The organism is Mycobacterium sp. 1081908.1, assembly GCF_001673535.1.
In the GTDB taxonomy this organism is placed as follows: domain Bacteria; phylum Actinomycetota; class Actinomycetes; order Mycobacteriales; family Mycobacteriaceae; genus Mycobacterium.
The window spans coordinates 1-20,061 of the sequence record NZ_LZLY01000030.1; the positions used below are offsets into that span (position 1 = coordinate 1).

Below are 20,061 nucleotides of genomic sequence, written 5' to 3' on the forward strand. Positions count from 1 at the left end.
CAAGGAGCAGCAGATCGCGGTCGCCGAGCGCGTGCTCGCGACGCAGGGCCGGGGCGCCAGTGGGGGCAAGCCGTTGAGCCCGGGCGCGTCGAGGGGGTTGTCCAGACCCGCGGGCGCGGGGGCGGGAACCTCGCGCGGAGTGGGGCCCGACAGCGGACCGCCGCAGACCGGCCAGGCGCCCCGGCCCTGCGTCGCGAGCACGCGCTCGGCGACCGCGATCTGCTGCTCCTTGGTTGCCATCTCGGCCGACGGGGCGAACTCGCCGCCGCCGTGCGCGGCCCAGGTGCTCGAACTGAACTGGACTCCGCCGTGGTAGCCGTTGCCGGTGTTGATGCCCCAGTTGCCGCCGGACTCGCAACGGGCTACCTGATCCCATTCGCCGTCGGTGGCCGCTGCGGCCTGGGCGGCCATGGCGATGCTGCCGCCACCAAGAACCGCCCCGGTGAAGGCGATTTTGGCGACGCTGATGCTGGATGTTGTGGGCTTACGGTGACGACCACTCATACGCGCCGAAATATTCCTCTCGTGTGACGCGCCTACGAGGTCAGCTGTCGGGTTCGGGTTGGAGAGGCCACCCGGCCGTCGCCGCACTCCGCATGGGAGCCGGCGTCGGCTTCACCCCTAGGAATCGCAAGCGATTCCGGTCCGATCACGGTGGACCGGTGGGTCCCCCGCCTCCATCCGCTTTCGGTCACCCCCGCCTATTGGATGGAGCTCGGCGCGACAGGCGGGGCGGTCCGCCGTTCGGTAGATCGACGAACCGTCGGTGACGCTAGCGCGTTCTGTTCGTCTCGTCACGTCTTGCGAAACCCGGCGTTTCCCTCACGGCCATGTCCGAAAAGCCCAGGAACGCTAGGGATTTCCGCTGGTCAATACGGCCGATATCGGAGCGTGATTCCGTCGTTATCGTTCCGTTACGTGAGGTATCTCACAGTTTCACCCACCGGCGAAGGGGGGCAGGACGTCGATCGTGTCACCGGCCTGTAACGGCGTGGTTTCGTCGCGCACGGCGATGCCGTCGCACAGGTAGGAGCATCGCTCCAAAACGGTGGCGAGCCGCGATCCCCGAACGGCGAGCCGCCCGACTAGTTCGGCCACCGTAGTGCGTGGGCGCAGCACCAGGATCTCCGATTCGGTGCCGGCGGCGGCGCGCGCGGCGGCGAAGTAGCGGACCGTCACCTGGATTCCCTCGGCGTCGGCCGGGGCCTGACCCATCGGGCTAGCCACCGATCGCGCTCATCGGGCGGGCGGGCTGGATGAAGTCGGGATCGTTGATGCCGTGGCCGGCGGGCTTGGCCCACATCGCGGCGCGCCACGCCGCCTCGATCGCGTCGTCGTCGGCCCCACCGCGCAGCAGGCCCCGCAGGTCGGTCTCCTCGGCGGAGAAGAGGCAGCTGCGGATCTGGCCATCGGCGGTGAGCCGGGTGCGGTCGCAGGTCGAGCAGAAGGCGTGCGACACCGACGCGATGACCCCGAACTTCGCGCTCGGGGTGTTCGGGCCCGTGTCGACCAGCCAGAGCTCGGCCGGGGCCGAACCGCGCGGCGCCGGGTCCGGGCGCAGCCGAAAGTGCGGGCGCAGCACGGCCAGCACGTCGTCCGCGGTCAGCGCGGCGCCGCGGCGCCATTGATGTCCGGCATCCAGCGGCATCTGCTCGATGACCCGCAACTGATAGCCGTGCTCGAGGCAGAACCCCAAGAGGCCGACGACGTCCTCGCGCCCGGTCGCGGGATCGAGCACGGCGTTGACCTTGACCGGAGTCAGGCCGGCCGCTTTGGCGGCCGCCAGGCCGTCCAGCACGTCGGCGAGCCGGTCCCGGCGGGTGATGGCGGCGAAGTGCTCGCGAACGACGCTGTCCATCGACACGTTGACCCGATCCAGGCCCGCCTCGGCGAGAGCGGCGGCCCGGCGCGCCAGCCCCACCCCGTTGGTGGTCAGCGAGATCTCGGGGCGGGGCCGCAGGCCCGCCGCCGCGGCGATCACCTCTTCGAGGTGGCGGGACAACAAGGGCTCCCCACCGGTGAACCGCACGCTGGTGATGCCCAGCCGGGTGACGGCGATGTGCATCAGCCTGGCCAGCTCGTCGGGGCTCAGCAATTGTTGCCCGGGAAGCCAGTCCAGGCCCTCGGCCGGCATGCAGTAGTTGCACCGCAGATTGCAACGATCGGTCAGCGACACCCGCAGGTCGGTGGCGGCGCGTCCGTAGGTGTCCAGCAACGGGCCGCTGCCCGGAACATTCTGAGCGACGGGGTCGCCGCTGCTACCTCGCACCGTCGGCAAGCCCAAAGCGGTCAGCGTCATGCGGGCACCGGCACGAATCGCGTCGGGGAGCTGACCGGAACGATTTCCTTGCCCAGCGGCATCAACGACACCGGAATCAACTTGAGGTTGGCCAGCGCCAGCGGAATGCCGACGACCGTCATCGCCATCGCCACCGCGCTCACCAGATGGCCGATCGCCAGCCATAACCCAAACAGCAGCACCCAGACGACATTTCCGATCAGGGCGCCGGTACCGGCGGCCGGCTTGTCGACGATCGTGCGGCCGAACGGCCACAACGCGTAGGACGCGATGCGCAGCGACGCGAAGCCGAAGGGAATGGTGACGATGAGCAGGAAGCTGACCAGCGCCGCCAACAGATATCCGGCGGCCATCCACAGGCCACCGAACACAAGCCAGATGATGTTCAGGATCAGGCGCATATCTCCTCCAGCGGTACTGCCAGACTACCGAGTCGCGGGTAACGGGGTGCTTTCGTCAGGCGGGCATCCGAGTAGGATCAGAATCCAACATGCGTCCTGCGCAGGCGGGACGCTTCTTGCGTTGCCCATCCTAGTGATCCGTCAGACAAGCAGGTGAGACCAGTGCCGACCGGCAAGGTTAAGTGGTACGACGCCGAAAAGGGGTTTGGCTTTCTGTCACAGGAGGACGGCGAGGACGTCTACGTGCGCTCGTCGGCGTTGCCCGAAGGGGTCGAGGGGCTCAAGGCGGGGCAGCGGGTGGAGTTCGGTGTCGCCTCCGGCCGCCGCGGACCGCAGGCGTTGAGCCTCAAGCTGATCGATCCCCCGCCCAGCCTTGCCAAGACCCGCCGCGAGGCGGCGCCGGTCGAGCACAAGCACAGCCCCGACGAGCTGCACGGGATGGTCGAGGACATGATCACACTGCTGGAAAGCGCCGTGCAACCCGAGTTGCGCAAGGGGCGATACCCGGACCGCAAGACCGCCCGTCGGGTCTCCGAGGTGGTCAAGGCGGTGGCAAGGGAGCTCGACTCCTAACCGCGCGTCCGCTCGCAACTAACCGGTGCGCCGGGAAGCTACTCGGTGGTAACTTCGACAGGCGTAGGTCGTAATGTTCCGCCCACCAGCGGGTACTCAGGCCTCGATGTGAGTCGTTAGCGAGGAGGCGGCGATGGCACAGCAAGCGCAGGTCACCGAGGAGCAAGCGAGGGCCCTCGCCGAGGAATCCCGCGAAAGCGGTTGGGACAAGCCGTCATTCGCCAAAGAGCTCTTTCTCGGTCACTTTCCGTTGGAGCTCATCCACCCGTTTCCCAAACCGTCCGACGCCGACGAGGCGCGCACCCGCGCCTTCCTCGGCAAGGTGCGCGAGTTCCTCGACACCGTCGACGGGAGCGTCATCGAACGCGACTCGCAGATCCCCGACGAATATGTGAAGGCCCTGGCCGACCTGGGCTGCTTCGGCATGAAGATACCCACCGAATACGGCGGCCTGGGCATGTCGCAAGTGGCCTACAACCGCGCGCTGGTGATGATCTCGTCGGTTCATCCCAGCCTCGGGGCGCTGCTGTCGGCCCATCAGTCGATCGGGGTGCCCGAGCCGCTCAAACTCGCCGGGACGCCCGAACAGAAGCGGAAGTTCTTGCCGCGCTGCGCCGCCGGCGCCATATCGGCGTTCCTGCTCACCGAACCGGACGTGGGCTCGGACCCGGCGCGCCTGGCGTCGACGGCGACACCGGTCGAGGACGGCAAGGCGTACGAACTCGAGGGCGTGAAGCTGTGGACCACCAACGGCGTGGTCGCCGAACTGCTGGTGGTCATGGCCCGGGTGCCCAAGAGCGAGGGGCACCACGGCGGAATCAGCGCCTTCGTCGTCGAGGCCGATTCGCCCGGGATCACCGTGGAGCGGCGCAACAAGTTCATGGGGCTGCGCGGCATCGAGAACGGCGTCACCCGGCTGCACCGGGTGCGGGTGCCTGCCGAGAACCTGATCGGCCGGGAAGGCGACGGTTTGAAGATCGCGCTGACCACGCTCAACGCCGGGCGGCTGTCGATTCCCGCGAGCGCGACGGGATCGTCGAAGTGGGCGCTGAAGATCGCCCGCGAATGGTCGGGGGAGCGCGTGCAATGGGGAAAGCCGCTCGCCAAACACGAAGCGGTCGCGAGCAAGATCTCGTTCATCGCCGCCACCACCTTCGCCCTTGACGCGGTGCTGGAGCTGTCCGCGCAGATGGCCGACGAAGGGCGCAACGACATCAGGATCGAGGCGGCGCTGGCCAAGTTGTGGTCCAGCGAGATGGCCTGCCTGATCGCCGACGAGTTGGTGCAGATCCGCGGTGGGCGGGGCTACGAGACCGCCGAGTCGCTGGCCGCGCGCGGGGAGCGCGCGGTGCCGGCCGAGCAGGTGGTGCGCGACCTGCGGATCAACCGCATCTTCGAGGGATCCAGCGAGATCATGCGGCTGCTCATCGCGCGCGAGGCGGTCGACGCCCACCTGAGCGCGGCCGGTGACCTCGCCAAGCCGGACACGGGTTTGCGGGAGAAGGCCGCCGCGGCCGTCGGCGCCAGCGGATTCTACGCAAAGTGGTTGCCGCAGTTGGTCTTCGGCGAAGGGCAACGGCCCGGGGCGTACGGCGAGTTCGGCCCGCTGGCGTCGCACCTGCGGTTCGTCGAACGCTCCACCCGCAAGCTGGCCCGCAACACCTTCTACGGGATGGCCCGCTGGCAGGCCAAACTCGAGCAGCGGCAGGGATTCCTCGGGCGCGTCGTCGACATCGGGGCGGAGCTGTTCGCGATGTCGGCGGCGTGCGTGCGCGCCGAGGGTCAACGCGCGGCGGACCCGGCCGTCGGCCGGCAGGCATACGAGCTGGCCGACACGTTCTGTCAGCAATCGACCCTGCGGGTCGAGGCCCTGTTCCAGGCGCTGTGGACCAACACCGACAGCAGCGACGTTCGGCTCACGCACGACGTGCTGGAAGGCCGGTACACCTGGCTGGAGGACGGGATCATCGATCAGTCCGAGGGCACCGGACCGTGGATCGCGCACTGGGAGCCGGCGGAATCGACCGAGACCAACCTGGCCCGCCGGTTCTTGTCGGCGTCCACACCAACGGAGGCGAATCGGTAACTGCGGCAGAATTGTCGCCATGGCCTCGTATGTCGCTTCCGCGGGCGAATTCACCCGTGACACCAACTACATCAACACCCGCATCACCGCCGACGGCCGCGACGGCTATCCCGTAGAGCCGGGCCGGTATCGGCTCATCGTGGCCCGCGCTTGCCCGTGGGCCAACCGCGCGATCATCGTCCGGCGGTTGCTCGGCCTGGAAGGCGCTCTCTCCATTGGGTTTTGCGGTCCCACCCACGACAAGCGCAGCTGGACCTTCGACCTGGACCCGGGTGGCGTCGACCCGGTGTTGAAGATCCCGCGGCTGCAGGACGCCTACTTCAAACGCTTCCCCGACTACCCCAAAGGCATCACGGTCCCGGCAATCGTCGACGTCCCGACCGGCGCGGTGGTCACCAACGACTTCGCGCAGCTGACGCTGGATCTCTCAACCGAGTGGACCGCCTACCACCGCGACGGCGCGCCGCAGCTGTACCCGGAGCCGCTGCGCGCCGATATCGACGAGGTGAGCAAGAGGATCTACACCGAGATCAACAACGGCGTCTACCGCTGCGGCTTCGCCGGGTCGCAGGAGGCGTACGAGGCGGCCTACGACCGGCTGTTCACCGCGTTGGACTGGGTGAGCGACCGCCTGGCCAGCCAGCGATACCTGGTGGGCGACACCATCACCGAGGCCGACGTCCGGCTGTTCACCACCCTCGCCCGCTTCGACCCGGTCTACCAGGGGCACTTCAAGTGCAACCGGTCCAAGCTCAGCGAGATGCCGGTCCTGTGGGCCTACGCGCGTGACCTGTTCCAGACGCCGGGCTTCGGCGACACCGTCGACTTCGTCCAGATCAAGCAGCACTACTACATCGTGCACGCCGACATCAACCCGACGGGCATCGTGCCCAAGGGCCCCGACCTGGCCGGCTGGCTTGCCCCGCACAGCCGGGAAACCTTGGGCGGCAGGCCTTTCGGGGACGGAACGCCCCCGGGGCCGCCGGTCGATGGCGAGCGGGTGCCGGCCGATCACGGCGCGTAACCGGCTATTCGTCTCTCCATTCGCTGCGCGCCCGCATATCGTCTTCGTACGCTTGGGCTTCCGCCGCCATCTGCCGGAAGGCCGAGGCGGTTTCGGGTTTGTTGAACTGCTCGCCCAACCCGGCGGGCAGCAGGCGGATCAACTCGATCACGAACTGCAGGGCTCTCCCGCTGTTCAGCGCGTCGGTGATCGAATCGATCATGTCCTGGAACTGCATGTCGCTGCTCGTCGCCGCGGCTAGCGCCAGCGTCACGGCGGCGCGGCGGGTGTCGTCGGGCCAGATCGAATCGTTGTGCGGTGGTTTCATTTTGACCTTGGGCGGGGCATCAGGAGGTCAGTCGCACCGACCATTCCGCGTGCGGGACGGCTCGAACGGTGGTGATGTCGTTGAGCTGGCCGTCGTCGACCACCAACGTCAGCAGTTGCACGACTATCCCGGTCAGCTTCCCGCGCTGTGGGTCGACCGCGGGAATGGTGACTGCCAGACGCGTGCCCGGCCGGAACATCGTCGTGGTGGTGTTGGCCGGATCCTCATACACCTGCAGCAGCCGCCACGGTGCCCGCGCGATGGCGTCGGGAACCGAAAGTTGCACGGGGTAATGCTCATTGAGCGGTAGCTCGCCCTGGGTCTGCGGCGTTTGGCAGTCGTTGAGGTTGAGCACATCGCAGTACAGGTACGGCCCCACCCGGGTGAGGTGCCCGTGCGAGTAGGCGCTGATCTCGGGTTGCTGCGGGCCGGCGCGGCGGACCAGCAACCACGTCGCAACGCCGGCCCCCAGGCACCCCAGTGCCACCACGGCCGCGACGAGCGCGACCACGCCGCGTCTCACTCCGGCACCGCCGCCGGCCTACCGGCGCCCCGGCGCATCCCCTCCTGCTCGACCATGACGGGCCGATTGCCGCCCAGGCCGGGGATCAACGAGTCGCCGCGGAAGCTGACCAGGGTCTGCGCGAGGCCGAGGATGAGAAGGGCGCTGACCGCGGTGAAGCCGACCCACAGTTCGGTGTACACCAGGACGCCGAGCGCCCCGCCCAGCACCCAGGCCAGCTGCAGGGTCGACTCCGATCGCCCGAATCCCGACGCCCGCGACTCCTCGGGCAGATCGTGTTGCAGCGAGGCGTCCAGCGAGGCCTTCGCGATCGCGCTGGAGCCCGAGGTGATCAGGGTGGCGATCACCGTCACCATCAGGGTTCCCGCCACGGCGGCCGCCAGGGCCACGGCGGACACCGCAACCGCGCAGCGCACCACCAGGACGGCGGGCCGGCCCAGCCGCAGGCGCGCGCTGGCGAAGTTTCCGGCGAAGTTGCCGATCGCGGCCGCGGCCCCGATCATGCCCAGCATCGCCAGTTGGGCCCAGCCGTTGGCTTGATGCGCCTTGGCGACGAACGCCGGGTACAGGAACAGGAAGCCGACCATCACCTTGATGGTGCAATTACCCCACAGCGAGGTGATGATGTTGCGGCCCAACGGTTGCCGAAGCGTCCCCCCGACCCGTTTGACCTCGTCGGGCCATCGCCGCCGTTGGTCGCTGTCGCGCCGGTAGCTCAGGGTGGCCGGGACCTCGCCCGCGGTCACCTCGACCCAGCGCGGGATCCGCATCGACAGCAAAGCCCCCGCGATCGTGACGCCGACGACGACGAACAACGCGCCGGGGAGCTTGAACAGGTGGGTGCAGACGAACTCGACGCCGCCCGCGATGGCACCGCCGGCGATGGTGCCGCCGAGCAGTCCGAACACGGTCAGCCGGGAATTGACCCGCACCAGGTCGATGGACGGCGGCATCACCCGCGGTGTCACCGCGCTGCGCAGCACGCTGAACGACTTCGACAGCACCATCATCGCCAGCGCGCACGGGTAGAGCACCATCGACGGGAAGCTGCCGGTGGCGCCGTCGTAGTTCATGATCAGCAGCACCGCCAGCAGGGTGCGCAGTGCGAACGACAGCGCCAGCGCGACACGCCGGCCGTGCTGCAGGCGGTCCAGCGCCGGGCCGATGAGCGGCGCGATCACCGCGAACGGCGCGATCGTAATCAACAGGTACAGAGCCACTTTGGACTTGCTCTCCCCGCTGGCCGCGGCGAAGAACAGGGTGTTGGCCAGCGCGACGGCCATCGCCGAGTCAACGGCGAAGTTGGCGACCACCGGCCACGTCAGCGCCGTCAGGCCCGACTTGTCGGCGCCGTCGGCGGTGGCGGCCCGCTGCACCATCCAGTACATGCGGGAGCCCATTTCGCGGCTGCGCATGGCGGCGGCGCGGGTGACGGTTATGCGCTCGCTGGCGGCGGAACTCCGTGGTGGTGGAGCGCTGGGGCGGTCCGGCTCGGACTGCTCGCCCAGCGGCGGCAGGTAGCGGTTCGCGCTCGGCATCGGCCGCGGACGACGCGACCGCCGATCGTCGGAGTCGTCGGCCGGGTAGTTGGCCATGCCCGGATGCTCGGTGGCGGAACCCTTGACATCGGAGCGGGGCCGGCGGCCCGGGTTAGCGGCCACCCGGCCCCGGGCATCACGCCGCCGTCCAGACACAGGTCAATTCTGTCCTATGCGGGCAGGCAACAGGGTGTGGCTCGCCAACCTAGTATTGGAGACGCACCGCAGAGAGGGGGCAGCGTGACCGGACCCGCTGAAGGTTCAGTGGAACCCGCCGCGACGACCGTGGCCGAGTGGCCCGACGAGTTGGCGGCGCTGCTCACCGGCGCGGCCGACCAGGCCAGGGCCGCCGTCGAGGAGTTCGCCGGCCCCGAGGCCGTCGGGGACTACCTGGGCGTCAGCTACGAGGACCCGAACGCCGCGACCCACCGGTTCCTGGCGCATTTGCCCGGCTACCAGGGCTGGCAGTGGGCGACCGTGGTCGCCGCCTACCGCGGCGCGGACCACGCCACGATCAGCGAGGTCGCGCTGATCCCCGGTCCGACGGCGTTGCTCGCCCCCGACTGGGTGCCCTGGGAGCAGCGGGTGCGACCTGGGGATCTGGGTCCCGGCGACCTGCTGGCGCCCGCGGCGGACGACCCGCGTTTGGTCCCGGGCTACGCCGCCAGCGGTGACCCGCAGGTCGACGAGACCGCCGCCGAGGTCGGGTTGGGCCGGCGCTGGGTGATGGGTCCTGTCGGCCGCGCCGAGGCCGCCGAGCGATGGCACACCGGCGACTACGGTCCCGATTCGGCGATGGCGCGTTCGACCAAGCGGGTGTGCCGCGACTGCGGCTTTTTCCTGCCGCTGTCCGGGGCGCTGGGCGTCATGTTCGGCGTTTGCGGCAACGAGCTGTCCGCCGACGGGCACGTCGTCGACAAGCAGTACGGCTGCGGCGCCCACTCGGACACCCCGGCCCCGGCCGGCACGGGCTCGCCCATCTACGACCCCTACGACGACGGCGTGCTCGACATTGCGGAGAACCCGCCGCCGGCCCCGGCCGAGGCGGAGAACCCGTCGCCGGCTCAGGCCGAGGCGGTGGAGTCGACGCCGGAAGCGCCGGAGTCCACGCCCGAAGCGCCGGAGTCCCCGCCCGAGCCCACCGAACCGGGGGCCTAGCCTTTCTCTGCGGCGGCCTTGATCCTCGCCAGCGAGGTGTTCATTCCCTCCAGCAGCTCGCGCTCGAAGTTCGCGGTCCCGCCCAACAGCGCGTTGACCGACAGGTTCGAGAACGCGGTGACGCCGTTCTCGGCGTGACGGCTCTCCACCACCCGGGTGCCCTCTCCGTTGGGCTCGAGTTCGTAGCTCCAAACCGTGTGGTTGGTGTTGACCCGGAACGCCAGCTTCTTCTCGGGGATGACCTCGACCACCGTGCTGGTGGTGGGCCAAAACATGCGGTTGCGGCGGTTGAGGTTGAGGGTGCGGGTGCCCGGGCGGAGTGCGCCGAATGGCCGCATCCAGCGACACTGCGGGCTCCATTGCGGCATCCGCCGGAAATCGGATATCAGCGCCCAGACCTTCGAGGCCGGCGCGTCGATGTCGATTTGCGCTTGCAGTAGCGGGGCGACCATTGCTCCTCCCGGATCGGCGAATCTACTTGCGGTCGAGGTAGGTTTCGAGGCCGGTCTGCGCGCCCCGCGCGCCGCGGCGCGCGGCGGCAAGCTGCAACACGAAGATGCTGGTGCCGATCAGCCCGACGCCCAGCCCACCCAGCGTCACCGGGCGCCAACTCTGCAGGGCGGGAACGACGAACGCGAGGACGGCGCCGATCAGCCAACCCACGAAGCCGACCGCGACCACGGGCCACACCTCGAGCAGCGAGGCCGGCAGCGGCGGCGCCTCGCGGCCTTGGCCGGGTTCGACAGTCATTGCGATCAACATAGCCGGGCGACGAGGCGCACCGGAAGCCGCCCGCGCGCGAGCAAAGGGCCAAAAGTCCGTGGTTGGTCGTTTCGTGTCCCGTCTTTCTTGCGTTGCGTGTACCCTCGCGCCATGCCTGACAGCGATGCGCGGCTGGCCAGCGACTTGTCGCTGGCGGTCATGCGGCTGGCCCGCCAACTGCGGTTCCGCAACCCGTCGTCGCCGGTGTCGCTGTCTCAGCTGTCGGCCCTGGCCACGCTGGCCAACGAGGGCGCGATGACCCCCGGCGCGTTGGCGATTCGCGAGCGCGTCCGGCCGCCGTCGATGACCCGGGTGATCGCTTCGCTGGCCGAGATGGGTCTGGTCGACCGCACCCCGCACCCCGTCGACGGCCGGCAGGTGCTGGTCTCGGTGTCCGAGTCCGGCGCCGAGCTGGTCAAGGCGAACCGTCGGGCCCGCCAGGAGTGGCTGGCAAAGCGGCTGGCGACCCTGGACGTCGGGCAACGCGACACCCTGCGCGAGGCCGCCGACTTGATGTTGGCCCTCGTCGACGAAGGACCGTGACCGACCGCTTGGACGTTCAGGACGTCACCGATCCCGACGACTCCCGCCTCGACGATTTCCGCGACCTGAACAGCGTCGATCGCCGTCCCGATCTGCCGACCGGCAAAGGGCTGGTGATCGCCGAAGGCGTGCTCGTGGTGCAGCGCATGCTGGCGTCCCGATTCACCCCGCACGCCCTGCTGGGAACCGAACGCAGGCTGGCCGAACTCGAGGACGATCTGGCCGACACCGCGGCGCCGTTCTACCGGGTCTCGTCCGAGGTGATGGCGAAAGTGGTTGGCTTCCACCTGAATCGCGGCGTGCTCGCGGCCGCCCGCAGGGTGCCGGAACCCAGCGTCGCGGAGGTGGTCGAAAGCGCCCGCACCGTCGCGGTGCTCGAGGGCGTCAACGACCACGAGAACCTGGGCTCGATCTTCCGCAACGCGGCCGGCCTGGGCGTGGACGCGGTCGTGTTCGGCGCCGGCTGCGCGGACCCGCTGTACCGCCGCGCCGTGCGGGTGTCCATGGGCCACGCCCTGCTGGTGCCGTATGCGCGGGCGTCCGAATGGCCCAACGACCTGATGTTGTTGAAAGAGAGCGGCTTTCGGCTGCTGGCAATGACCCCGCAGCGTGAGGCCTCCGCGCTTGCCGAGGCGATGGCCGCGGCGGTCGACGAACGCGTCGCGGTGGTGGTGGGCGCCGAAGGCCCCGGCCTGACGAGGGCCACCCTTCGGCTCAGCGATGTGTGGGTGCGGGTCCCGATGTCGCGGGGCACCGACTCGCTCAACGTCGCGACGGCGGCGGCCCTGGCCTTCTACGAGCGGGCTAGGCTCGCGTGGTGAGCGACGAGTCCGTCCCCTGGGCAACGGGTTTGACGGTGTCCGCGTTTGTGGCCGCGGTGACCGGGATCGCCATCGTCGTGCTCAGCCTGGGGCTGATCCGGGTGCATCCGTTGTTGGCGGTCGGCCTGAACGCCGTGGCGGCGGGGGGTTTGGCGCCGACGCTGTGGGGTTGGCGGCGCACCTTGGTGCTGCGCTGGTTCGTGCTCGGCGCGGCCGTGGGTGTGGCGGGCGCTTGGGTGACGCTGCTGGCGATGACCGTTTCGGGCTAGTCCGCTACTCGGTCGTTGAGTGTGAATCGTGGGCCTTGGGTGTGAGCCCTGGGCGCAAAAATCGGCCAAATCCCGCCGTCACCTCGCACCGAAAGCCCGGAGCGCACAGTCAAAGCCTTGAATGCACTCCGGGTCGGCACCGTCGTTCTAGCGGTGCCCGCCTGAGCGGACGCCGAGCAGCACATCTTCCCAGGCCGGAATGACCGGCTTGCCGCGCCGGGTGTGCACCGGCTGTTCGGGCGGGGCGGGCGGCGCCGGCTTCGGCTCCTCCTCGACTTCGAGGTGGGCCACCCGCGCGAGCGGCCGCAGGGGACGTTCGAAGTCCGGGTCGATCAGCTCGCTGGCCGAGTCGTCGATCGCGGTGACCGTTCCGCCGTGGGCGCCGGGACTGAAGCAGAAGTGCGCGATGTTGTCGGTGCGGCCGGCCTTCCAGGCAAGCTGCACCGTCCAGCGGCTGTCCTCGTTGCGCCAGGCGTCCCAGCTGAGCCGGTCGGGTTCGAGGCCGCGCGCGACCAACGCGGTGCTGATCGTCTCCAGCAGGGTCAGCACCGCGGGCCCGTCGGCGAGCATCGGGTGCGCGGCCGTTGCCAGCTCCGCCGCGCGGGCGCGCTCGAGCAACACCGGGTGGGCGAACCGGCGCACGCGCACGATATCCGAGCCGGAGGCGGACGCCACCTGCTCGACGGACGCGCCGGCGCGGATCCTGGCCTGAATCTCCTTGGGGCTCAGCATGTTGGTGACCTGCATGTCGAGCGGCGGCTGCTCGGGCGGTGGCGACTCGCCGCGGAGGGCGGCCCGGAGCCTGTCGTCGGCCGCCAGCTTGAACCGATCCGCGGGGTCATCACCCTCGCAGATGATGTATTTGCCGTCGTCGTCGAGACCAACCACTTTGAGTACCCGCATGGCTTCTCCTCGCAGGCTCCGTCCCGCTGCGCAACGGACCCGTCAGGTGCGCACTCTAGTGCAGCTAACGCCGGTAACCCGCTCTGACACGCTGGCGGGTTGCCGGCCGATGACCGACGGGTTAAAGCCGCTCGACCACCCAGTCGACGCATTGGGTCAGAGCGCTGACGTCCTCGGGGTCGACCGCGGGGAACATCGCGACCCGCAACTGGTTGCGGCCTAGCTTGCGGTAGGGCTCGGTGTCGACGATGCCGTTCGCCCGCAACGTCTTGGCGACGGCCGCGGCGTCGACCTCGTCGGCGAGGTCGATCGTGCCCACCACCTGGGAGCGCAGCGCGGGGTCGGCGACGAACGGCGTGGTGTACGGCCGCTCCTCGGCCCAGGAGTACAACCGCTGCGACGAGTCCGCGGTCCGCTTGACCGCCCAGTCGAGCCCGCCGTTGCCCAGCATCCAGTCCAGCTGCTCGGCCATCAGCGCCAGGGTTCCGATCGCCGGGGTGTTGTACGTCTGGTTCTTCAGGCTGTTCTCCACCGCGATGGGCAGCGACAAGAAGTCGGGAACCCAGCGGCCGGACCCGGCGATCGCCTCGACGCGCGCCAGCGCGGCCGGGCTCATGATGGCCAGCCACAGCCCGCCATCGCTGGCGAAGTTCTTCTGCGGCGAGAAGTAGTAGACGTCGGCCTGGGTGATGTCGACCGGCAGGCCGCCGGCGCCCGAGGTCGCGTCGATGAGGACGAGCGCGTCGTCGGCGCCGGCGGGGCGGCGGACGGCAACCGCGACCCCGGTCGAGGTCTCGTTGTGCGCCCACCCGATCGCATCGACCGACGGGTCGCTCTGCGGCTCGGGGGCGCTGCCGGCGTCCGACTTGATGATGACAGGGTCGCCGACGAACGGGTTCTTGGCGACGCAGGAGGCGAACTTCGAGCTGAACTCGCCGAACGACAGGTGCAGCGAGCGCTTGTCGATCAGCCCGAAGGCGGCGGCATCCCAGAACGCCGTCGCGCCGCCGTTGCCGAGGATGACCTCGTAGCCCTCCGGCACCGAGAAGAGCTCCCGGACTCCGGACCGGACCCGGCCCACCAGGTCCTTCACCGGCGCTTGCCGGTGCGACGTGCCGAACAGCGGCGCGGCGGTGGTGGTCAACGCCTTCAGTTGCTCGGGCCGGACCTTCGAGGGACCGGACCCGAAGCGGCCGTCGCGGGGTTTGATGTCGGAGGGGATCTCGAGCTGCTCAGCCATGCCAGCCAGCCTAGTGAGCGCTCCAGGGGCGGCCACGTCGTGGGCCGAGCTAGGCGGTTGCGCCCGCGGGATGTGTGAGCCACGCCACAGCGCTTGGGTGACCACTGGTCAGGCCACAGTGCCTCCGAGCGGTCTGGAAAATACCCGGTACCTGCGGTACTGTCTGGACATTGCACGTCCGAATGTAAACCTCGTTGGGGAGGCTTGGAATGGACAGGACGCGAATGGTCCGGCGTTGGCGGCGCAACATGGAAGTCCGCGACGACGCCGAGTACGTGAACATGCTTGCCACACTGTCCGAGGGGTCGGTGCGGCGAAACTTCGATCCCTACACCGACATCGATTGGGACTCACCGGAATTCGCGGTCACCGAGAACGACCCCCGGTGGATCTTGCCGTTGACCGACCCGCTGGGACGTCATCCCTGGTATCAGGCCCAGTCCGAGGAACGCAAGATCAAGATCGGGATGTGGCGGCAGGCCAACGTCGCCAAGGTGGGCCTGCATTTCGAGTCGATCCTGATCCGCGGGCTGATGAACTACACATTCTGGGTTCCCAACGGGTCCCCGGAATACCGCTATTGCCTGCACGAGTCGGTCGAAGAGTGCAACCACACCATGATGTTCCAGGAGATGGTGAACCGCGTCGGCGCCGACGTTCCCGGCATGCCGCGGATGCTGCGCTGGATCTCCCCGTTGGTTCCGCTGGTCGCCGGCCCGCTGCCGGTCGCGTTCTTCATCGGGGTGCTGGCCGGCGAGGAGCCTATCGACCACACGCAGAAAAACGTTCTGCGCGAAGGGAAGTCGCTGCACCCCATCATGGAGCGGGTGATGGCCATCCACGTCGCCGAGGAGGCCCGGCACATCTCGTTCGCGCATGAGTTCCTGCGCAAGCGACTGCCGGAGCTGACCAAGCGCCAGCGCTTTTGGACGGCGTTGTACCTGCCGTTGACGATGCGGGCGTTGTGCCAGGCGATCACGGTGCCGCCCAAGTCGTTTTGGCGGGAGTTCGACATCCCGCGTGAGGTCAAGAAGGAACTCTTCTTCCGATCGCCGGAATCGCGAAAGTGGTTGAGCGACATGTTCGCCGACGTCCGGATGCTCGCCTACGACACTGGCCTGATGGAAACCCGTTCCGCGCGGCTGATGTGGCGGCTCTGCAAGATCAACGGCAAGCCGTCGCGCTACCGCAGCGAGCCGCAGCGCCGGCACCTGGCCGCGTAGGCCCTTTCGGAGTCATATGCCGCACGTTATTACCCAGTCGTGCTGCAACGACGGGTCCTGTGTTTTCGCGTGCCCGGTGAATTGCATTCACCCCACACCGGACGAGCCCGGCTTCGCGACGTCGGAGATGCTCTACATCGATCCGGTGGCCTGCGTGGACTGCGGAGCGTGTGTGAGCGCATGCCCGGTCGGCGCGATCGCGCCCGACACCCGGCTGGAGCCCAAGCAGCTGCCCTTCGTCGAGATCAACGCCTCCTTTTACCCCGAGCGGGCCGCCGACGTGAAGGTCCCGCCGACGTCGAAGCTGGCCCCGGTGATCCCGGCCGCCGAGGTGCGCCCGCGCCGTCGGCCCTTGACCGTGGCCATCGTGGGATCCGGCCCGGCGGCGATGTATGCCGCCGACGAACTGCTCACCCAACACGGGGTGCGGGTCAACGTCTTCGAGAAGCTGCCCACGCCCTATGGATTGGTGCGCGCCGGGGTGGCGCCCGACCACCAGAACACCAAACGGGTCGCCCGGCTCTTCGACCGGGTATCGGCCCACCGCCACTTCCGGTTCTACCTCAACGTCGAGATCGGCAAGCACCTGAGCCACACCGATCTGTTGGCCCACCATCACGCCGTGCTGTACGCGGTGGGCGCGCCCGACGATCGTCGGCTGGACATCGAGGGCATGGGCCTGCCGGGCACCGGTACCGCCACCGAGCTGGTCGCATGGATCAACGGGCATCCCGACTTCGCCGATCTGCCAGTCGATCTCGGCCACGAACGCGCGGTGATCATCGGCAACGGCAACGTCGCCCTCGACGTGGCCCGGGTGCTGACGACGGACCCCGCGGAGCTCGCCCGCACCGACATCTCCGACCGCGCGCTCGAAGCGCTGCGCCGTTCGGCGGTGCGGGAAGTGGTGATCGCCGCGCGGCGCGGGCCCGCCCATTCGGCGTTCACCCTGCCCGAATTGATCGGGCTCACGGGCGGATCCGAGGTCGTGCTCGACGCCGCGGACCACCAGCGGGTGGCTGCCGATCTGGCCGGCGTTTCGGATCCGCTGACCAAGAACAAGCTGGAGATCCTCAGCAAGCTGGGCGACGGTTCGCCCACGGCGTCGCGACCGCGAATCCGGCTGGCCTATCAGCTCACGCCCGAGCGCGTGCTGGGCGAGCGGCGCGCGACCGGCGTGGAGTTCTCCATCACCGGCACGGAAGAGTCGCGCCGGCTCGAGGCGGGCCTGGTGCTGACGTCGATCGGCTACCGCGGCAAGGCGATTCGCGATCTTCCGTTCGACGAATCGGCAGCCGTCGTGCCCAACGAGGGCGGCCGCGTCGTCGACCCCGGCTCGGGCCGACCGGTGCCCGGCGCGTACGTGGCGGGGTGGATCAAGCGCGGGCCGACGGGCTTCATCGGCACCAACAAGTCCTGCTCGGTTCAGACCGTCCACGCCCTGGTGGCCGATTTCAACGCCGGCCGGCTCGCCGATCCGGTGGCCAAACCGGAGGCGCTGGGCGAGCTGGTGCGCGCGCGCCGGCCCGGCGTGGTCGACTCGGCGGGTTGGCGGGCGATCGACGCCGCCGAGATCGCGCGCGGCCGCGGCGGGCGCCCACGCAACAAGTTCACCGCCGTCGACGACATGCTCGCGGCGGCGGCGGCCGCACCGCCGGCGCCGCCGACGCGACGCCGGCTTCTGGCGCGGCTGCGTGGTTCCTAGCCCGGCTGCCCGGCCATCGCCGCCTGGATCTCCTCGGGGCTGACCTCGCGCATCGGCTGTCCCAGCGACCACTGGTGGCCGAACGGGTCGGCGACCACGCCGTAGCGGTCGCCCCAGAACTGGTCGTCCAACGGGGCCACCACGGTGGCGCCCGCGTCCAGCGCGCGCTGGAACTTGGCGTCGACGTCGGTGACCGTCAGGTGAATGGTGACCGGGGTTCCGCCCAGCGACTTCGGCGTCATCGACTTGCCGCCGCACATCTCCGGGAAGTCGTCGGCCAGCATCACCAGGAAGCCGTTGATGCGCAGCGCGGCGTGGACCAGCTTGCCGTCGGGCCGGGGCACCCGTCCCAGCTCCTCGGCGCCAAAGGCCTTGACGTAGAAGTCGATCGCCGCGGCGGCGTTGTCAACGACCAGATGGGGGGACAGGGCGGGCTCGACGTTTATCGCCATGGTGACTCCTCGTTTGTTGGTTGTCGGGCTCAGTCCCGATGGACCGGCTCACGGATACTGACCCCGGCCGCGACGAGAATTCACCGCGGCAGCGCCATTCAATCGCGGGGCACCGACAACAAACGGACGCGAGGGTAACGGCAGCGCGAATTGCGCTCGCGCGATCAGGCGTGGGTGAGGACCCGGTCCCAGCCCTCGACGGCTTCCGGGCTGCGGGGGCTCGGTCCCACATAGATGGCCGACGGGCGGACCAGCTTGCCGAGCCGCTTCTGCTCGAGGATGTGGGCGCACCACCCCGCGGTGCGTCCGCAAGTGAACATCGCCGGCATCATGTTGGCCGGAACCCGGGCGAAGTCCAGGATGACGGCGGCCCAGAACTCGACGTTGGTCTCGATGGCCCGGTCCGGACGCCGCTCCCGCAATTCGGCCAGCGCGGCCTGCTCCAGCGCGACGGCGACCTCGTGGCGCGGGGCGCCCAGCCGCTCGGCGGCCGCCCGCAGCACGCGCGCCCGGGGATCCTCGGCGCGGTAGACCCGGTGGCCGAATCCCATCAGCTTGTCGCCACGGTCCAGGATCGACTTGACCAGGCCGCGGGCGTCGCCGGTGCGCTCGACCTCCTCGAGCATCGGCAGCACCCGCGCCGGCGCGCCGCCGTGCAGCGGGCCGCTCATCGCCCCGATCGCACCCGACAGCGACGCCGCAACGTCGGCGCCGGTCGAGGCGATCACCCGCGCGGTGAACGTCGAGGCGTTCATGCCGTGCTCGGCGGCCGACACCCAGTAGGCGTCGATGGCCTCGACGTGCCGCGGATCCGGCTCGCCCTGCCATCGGGTCATGAATCGGGCTGTGACGGTTGGGCATTCGTCGATTACTCGCTGCGGGACTGCGGGCTGGTAAATGCCGCGCGCCGACTGCGCGACGTAGGACAGGGCCATCACCGAGGCCCGCGCCAGCTGATCGCGGGCGGTGGCATCGTCGGTGTCGAGCAGCGGCTTGTAGCCCCAAATGGGGGCCAGCATCGCCAGGCCCGCCTGCACGTCGACCCGCACATCGCCGGTGTGGATGGGCAGCGGGAACGGCTCGGCCGGCGGCAGCCCGTGGCCGAACTTCCCGTCGACCAGCAGCGCCCACACGTCGCCGAACGTGACCTGCTGAGTCACCAGATCTTCGATGTCGACGCCGCGGTAGCGCAGCGCGCCGCCGTCTTTATCCGGTTCGGCAATTTCGGTGGTGAAGGCCACCACGCCTTCCAGGCCGGGGACAAAGTTTTCGGGGACAACAGTCATGGGAGAAATTCTCGCACCCCACGTCCCGGCGGACGCTACCGGCCGGTAGCAACCGCCGGTAGCGTGGGCGCAATGGCTGGACCAGCGAAGGAACACCTGCAGAGGATGCGCGTGGAATACGGGTCGGTCGAGAAGGACGGCAGCCCGGACCTGGATGCGGATTGGCTGGCCGACGGGTGGCTCGCCTTGTTTCGCAAGTGGATTGACGACGCCGAGCGCGCCGGCGTGGCCGAGCCCAACGCGTTTGTGTTGGCCACCGTCTCCGAAGGCCGGCCGGTCAGCCGGTCGGTGTTGTGCAAGAGCGCCGACGAGACCGGGATCACTTTTTTCACCAACTACGACTCGGCCAAGGGCTTCGAGCTGGCGGCCACGCCCCACGCGTCGGCCACCTTCCCGTGGTACCTGCTGGGCCGGCAGGTGCACATCCGCGGCCCGGTGAGCAAGGTCGACCCGGAGGTCACGCAGGAGTACTGGTCCCACCGGCCGCGCGGCTCGCAATTGGGTGCGTGGGCGTCGCACCAATCGCGGCCGATCGCCTCGCGCGCGGCGCTGCTCGAGCAGCTCAACGAGGTCACCGAGCGCTTCGCCGACTCGGAGGCCGTCCCGGTTCCGCCCAACTGGGGCGGATACCTCCTCGCGCCCGAGGTGGTCGAATTCTGGCAGGGCCGGGAAAACCGGGTGCACAACCGGATTCGCGTCGTCGGCGCGCGGGTCGAGCGCCTTCAGCCCTGAACGGGCCGCGGCTCGTGCCGGCCGGAGGGCGAGCGCCACGCGCCGCCGCTCACGCGGGATATGACGCCCGTCACGCCCCGAATTCACCGGGGTTTAACCGCCCGATGGCCGCACGACCAGCGGACTCGACCCCGGGCAGGCGCGCCGCCGCCGCAACGACTACCTTCAGCAGTAAGCACCTAGTCAGGGCAGCCATACCAGCCAGAGCGCAAAGGG

23 protein-coding genes and 1 riboswitch are annotated in these 20,061 nt (G+C 69.3%); of the genes, 10 read left to right on the forward strand and 13 right to left on the reverse strand.

Going from position 1 to position 20,061, the window contains the following annotated elements:
* The 4 genes from A5655_RS04880 to A5655_RS04895 all read right to left on the reverse strand — a co-directional run.
* On the reverse strand, nucleotides 1–504 hold a 504-nt coding region (locus A5655_RS04880; RefSeq protein ID WP_197508601.1), incomplete at its 3' end, for a transglycosylase family protein.
* 11 nt (nucleotides 505–515) lie between these two features.
* Nucleotides 516–731, reverse strand: a riboswitch (cyclic di-AMP (ydaO/yuaA leader).
* 205 nt (nucleotides 732–936) lie between these two features.
* Nucleotides 937–1,215: a MoaD/ThiS family protein gene (locus A5655_RS04885; RefSeq protein ID WP_067006127.1), complete on the reverse strand. Its 279-nt coding sequence runs from the start codon at nucleotides 1,213–1,215 to the stop codon at nucleotides 937–939.
* 4 nt (nucleotides 1,216–1,219) lie between these two features.
* On the reverse strand, nucleotides 1,220–2,299 hold the full coding sequence (gene moaA, locus A5655_RS04890; RefSeq protein ID WP_067006129.1) for a GTP 3',8-cyclase MoaA: 1,080 nt from the start codon (nucleotides 2,297–2,299) through the stop codon (nucleotides 1,220–1,222).
* The gene (locus A5655_RS04895; RefSeq protein WP_067006131.1) at nucleotides 2,296–2,700 is read right to left on the reverse strand and encodes a YccF domain-containing protein; all 405 of its coding nucleotides are present in this window, start codon (nucleotides 2,698–2,700) and stop codon (nucleotides 2,296–2,298) included. Before A5655_RS04895 ends, moaA begins: the two co-directional genes overlap by 4 nt.
* Before the next feature lie 162 nt (nucleotides 2,701–2,862).
* On the opposite strand from A5655_RS04895, the gene A5655_RS04900 reads away from it, so the two are divergent.
* The 3 genes from A5655_RS04900 (at nucleotide 2,863) to A5655_RS04910 (ending at nucleotide 6,383) form a co-directional block, all read left to right on the forward strand.
* Nucleotides 2,863–3,273 carry a cold-shock protein gene (locus tag A5655_RS04900; protein WP_067006133.1) on the forward strand — a complete coding sequence of 137 codons (411 nt, stop codon included), beginning with the start codon at nucleotides 2,863–2,865 and terminating at the stop codon, nucleotides 3,271–3,273.
* A gap of 133 nt (nucleotides 3,274–3,406) precedes the next feature.
* Nucleotides 3,407–5,359: an acyl-CoA dehydrogenase family protein gene (locus tag A5655_RS04905; RefSeq protein ID WP_067006135.1), complete on the forward strand. Its 1,953-nt coding sequence runs from the start codon at nucleotides 3,407–3,409 to the stop codon at nucleotides 5,357–5,359.
* Between the two features lie 19 nt (nucleotides 5,360–5,378).
* Nucleotides 5,379–6,383 carry a glutathione S-transferase family protein gene (locus A5655_RS04910; RefSeq protein WP_067006137.1) on the forward strand — a complete coding sequence of 335 codons (1,005 nt, stop codon included), beginning with the start codon at nucleotides 5,379–5,381 and terminating at the stop codon, nucleotides 6,381–6,383.
* Nucleotides 6,384–6,387: 4 nt separating this feature from the next.
* Here the strand turns inward: A5655_RS04910 and A5655_RS04915 are convergent, their stop codons facing one another.
* The 3 genes from A5655_RS04915 to A5655_RS04925 are packed head-to-tail and all read right to left on the reverse strand — an operon-like array spanning nucleotide 6,388 to nucleotide 8,874.
* Nucleotides 6,388–6,690, reverse strand: coding sequence for a hypothetical protein (locus tag A5655_RS04915; protein ID WP_067006139.1), 303 nt, complete (start codon nucleotides 6,688–6,690; stop codon nucleotides 6,388–6,390).
* A 19-nt stretch (nucleotides 6,691–6,709) separates the two neighbouring features.
* Nucleotides 6,710–7,213, reverse strand: a complete 504-nt coding sequence (locus A5655_RS04920; protein ID WP_067006141.1) for a DUF2771 domain-containing protein — start codon at nucleotides 7,211–7,213, stop codon at nucleotides 6,710–6,712.
* Complete coding sequence (locus A5655_RS04925) at nucleotides 7,210–8,874, reverse strand: MFS transporter (RefSeq protein ID WP_067006144.1); 1,665 nt, start codon at nucleotides 8,872–8,874, stop codon at nucleotides 7,210–7,212. Before A5655_RS04925 ends, A5655_RS04920 begins: the two co-directional genes overlap by 4 nt.
* Before the next feature lie 117 nt (nucleotides 8,875–8,991).
* On the opposite strand from A5655_RS04925, the gene A5655_RS04930 reads away from it, so the two are divergent.
* Nucleotides 8,992–9,909 (forward strand): DUF3027 domain-containing protein, encoded by a 918-nt coding sequence (locus A5655_RS04930; RefSeq protein ID WP_197508602.1) that lies wholly within the window; start codon nucleotides 8,992–8,994, stop codon nucleotides 9,907–9,909.
* Here A5655_RS04930 and A5655_RS04935 read toward each other — a convergent pair.
* Entirely contained in the window at nucleotides 9,906–10,361 is a 456-nt protein-coding gene (locus tag A5655_RS04935; RefSeq protein WP_067006146.1) for an SRPBCC family protein, read from the reverse strand. The two genes, A5655_RS04930 and A5655_RS04935, sit on opposite strands and share 4 nt — an antisense overlap.
* A 22-nt stretch (nucleotides 10,362–10,383) precedes the next feature.
* Nucleotides 10,384–10,659 carry a DUF2530 domain-containing protein gene (locus A5655_RS04940; RefSeq protein WP_067006166.1) on the reverse strand — a complete coding sequence of 92 codons (276 nt, stop codon included), beginning with the start codon at nucleotides 10,657–10,659 and terminating at the stop codon, nucleotides 10,384–10,386.
* A 123-nt stretch (nucleotides 10,660–10,782) separates the two neighbouring features.
* Here A5655_RS04940 and A5655_RS04945 point away from each other — a divergent pair, with 123 nt between their 5' ends.
* Genes A5655_RS04945 through A5655_RS04955 form a run of 3 tightly spaced genes read left to right on the forward strand, consistent with a single transcriptional unit; the run spans nucleotide 10,783 to nucleotide 12,304 of the window.
* Nucleotides 10,783–11,214, forward strand: coding sequence for a MarR family transcriptional regulator (locus A5655_RS04945; protein ID WP_067006148.1), 432 nt, complete (start codon nucleotides 10,783–10,785; stop codon nucleotides 11,212–11,214).
* Nucleotides 11,211–12,035: an RNA methyltransferase gene (locus A5655_RS04950; RefSeq protein ID WP_067006150.1), complete on the forward strand. Its 825-nt coding sequence runs from the start codon at nucleotides 11,211–11,213 to the stop codon at nucleotides 12,033–12,035. The genes A5655_RS04945 and A5655_RS04950 overlap by 4 nt, the downstream gene beginning before the upstream one ends.
* The gene (locus A5655_RS04955; RefSeq protein WP_067006168.1) at nucleotides 12,032–12,304 is read left to right on the forward strand and encodes a DUF2537 domain-containing protein; all 273 of its coding nucleotides are present in this window, start codon (nucleotides 12,032–12,034) and stop codon (nucleotides 12,302–12,304) included. Before A5655_RS04950 ends, A5655_RS04955 begins: the two co-directional genes overlap by 4 nt.
* A gap of 147 nt (nucleotides 12,305–12,451) precedes the next feature.
* Here the strand turns inward: A5655_RS04955 and sepH are convergent, their stop codons facing one another.
* Nucleotides 12,452–13,207 (reverse strand): septation protein SepH, encoded by a 756-nt coding sequence (sepH, locus tag A5655_RS04960; RefSeq protein ID WP_067006152.1) that lies wholly within the window; start codon nucleotides 13,205–13,207, stop codon nucleotides 12,452–12,454.
* Between the two features lie 121 nt (nucleotides 13,208–13,328).
* A complete protein-coding gene (serC, locus tag A5655_RS04965; protein WP_067006154.1) occupies nucleotides 13,329–14,447 on the reverse strand; it encodes a phosphoserine transaminase in 1,119 nt (372 codons plus the stop codon).
* A gap of 209 nt (nucleotides 14,448–14,656) precedes the next feature.
* On the opposite strand from serC, the gene A5655_RS04970 reads away from it, so the two are divergent.
* Together A5655_RS04970 and A5655_RS04975 are read left to right on the forward strand one after the other, a co-directional pair.
* Nucleotides 14,657–15,670 carry a diiron oxygenase gene (locus tag A5655_RS04970; protein ID WP_067006156.1) on the forward strand — a complete coding sequence of 338 codons (1,014 nt, stop codon included), beginning with the start codon at nucleotides 14,657–14,659 and terminating at the stop codon, nucleotides 15,668–15,670.
* 16 nt (nucleotides 15,671–15,686) lie between these two features.
* Nucleotides 15,687–17,375 carry an FAD-dependent oxidoreductase gene (locus tag A5655_RS04975; RefSeq protein WP_067006158.1) on the forward strand — a complete coding sequence of 563 codons (1,689 nt, stop codon included), beginning with the start codon at nucleotides 15,687–15,689 and terminating at the stop codon, nucleotides 17,373–17,375.
* On the opposite strand, the gene A5655_RS04980 is transcribed toward A5655_RS04975, so the two are convergent.
* Together A5655_RS04980 and A5655_RS04985 are read right to left on the reverse strand one after the other, a co-directional pair.
* The gene (locus A5655_RS04980) at nucleotides 17,372–17,827 is read right to left on the reverse strand and encodes a VOC family protein (RefSeq protein WP_067006160.1); all 456 of its coding nucleotides are present in this window, start codon (nucleotides 17,825–17,827) and stop codon (nucleotides 17,372–17,374) included. The genes A5655_RS04975 and A5655_RS04980 overlap by 4 nt on opposite strands.
* A 164-nt stretch (nucleotides 17,828–17,991) precedes the next feature.
* Complete coding sequence (locus tag A5655_RS04985) at nucleotides 17,992–19,113, reverse strand: citrate synthase 2 (RefSeq protein WP_067006162.1); 1,122 nt, start codon at nucleotides 19,111–19,113, stop codon at nucleotides 17,992–17,994.
* A 72-nt stretch (nucleotides 19,114–19,185) separates the two neighbouring features.
* Between A5655_RS04985 and pdxH the strand changes: the two genes are divergently transcribed.
* Nucleotides 19,186–19,845, forward strand: coding sequence for a pyridoxamine 5'-phosphate oxidase (gene pdxH, locus A5655_RS04990; RefSeq protein ID WP_067006164.1), 660 nt, complete (start codon nucleotides 19,186–19,188; stop codon nucleotides 19,843–19,845).
* The last annotated feature ends 216 nt before the right edge of the window (nucleotides 19,846–20,061 follow it).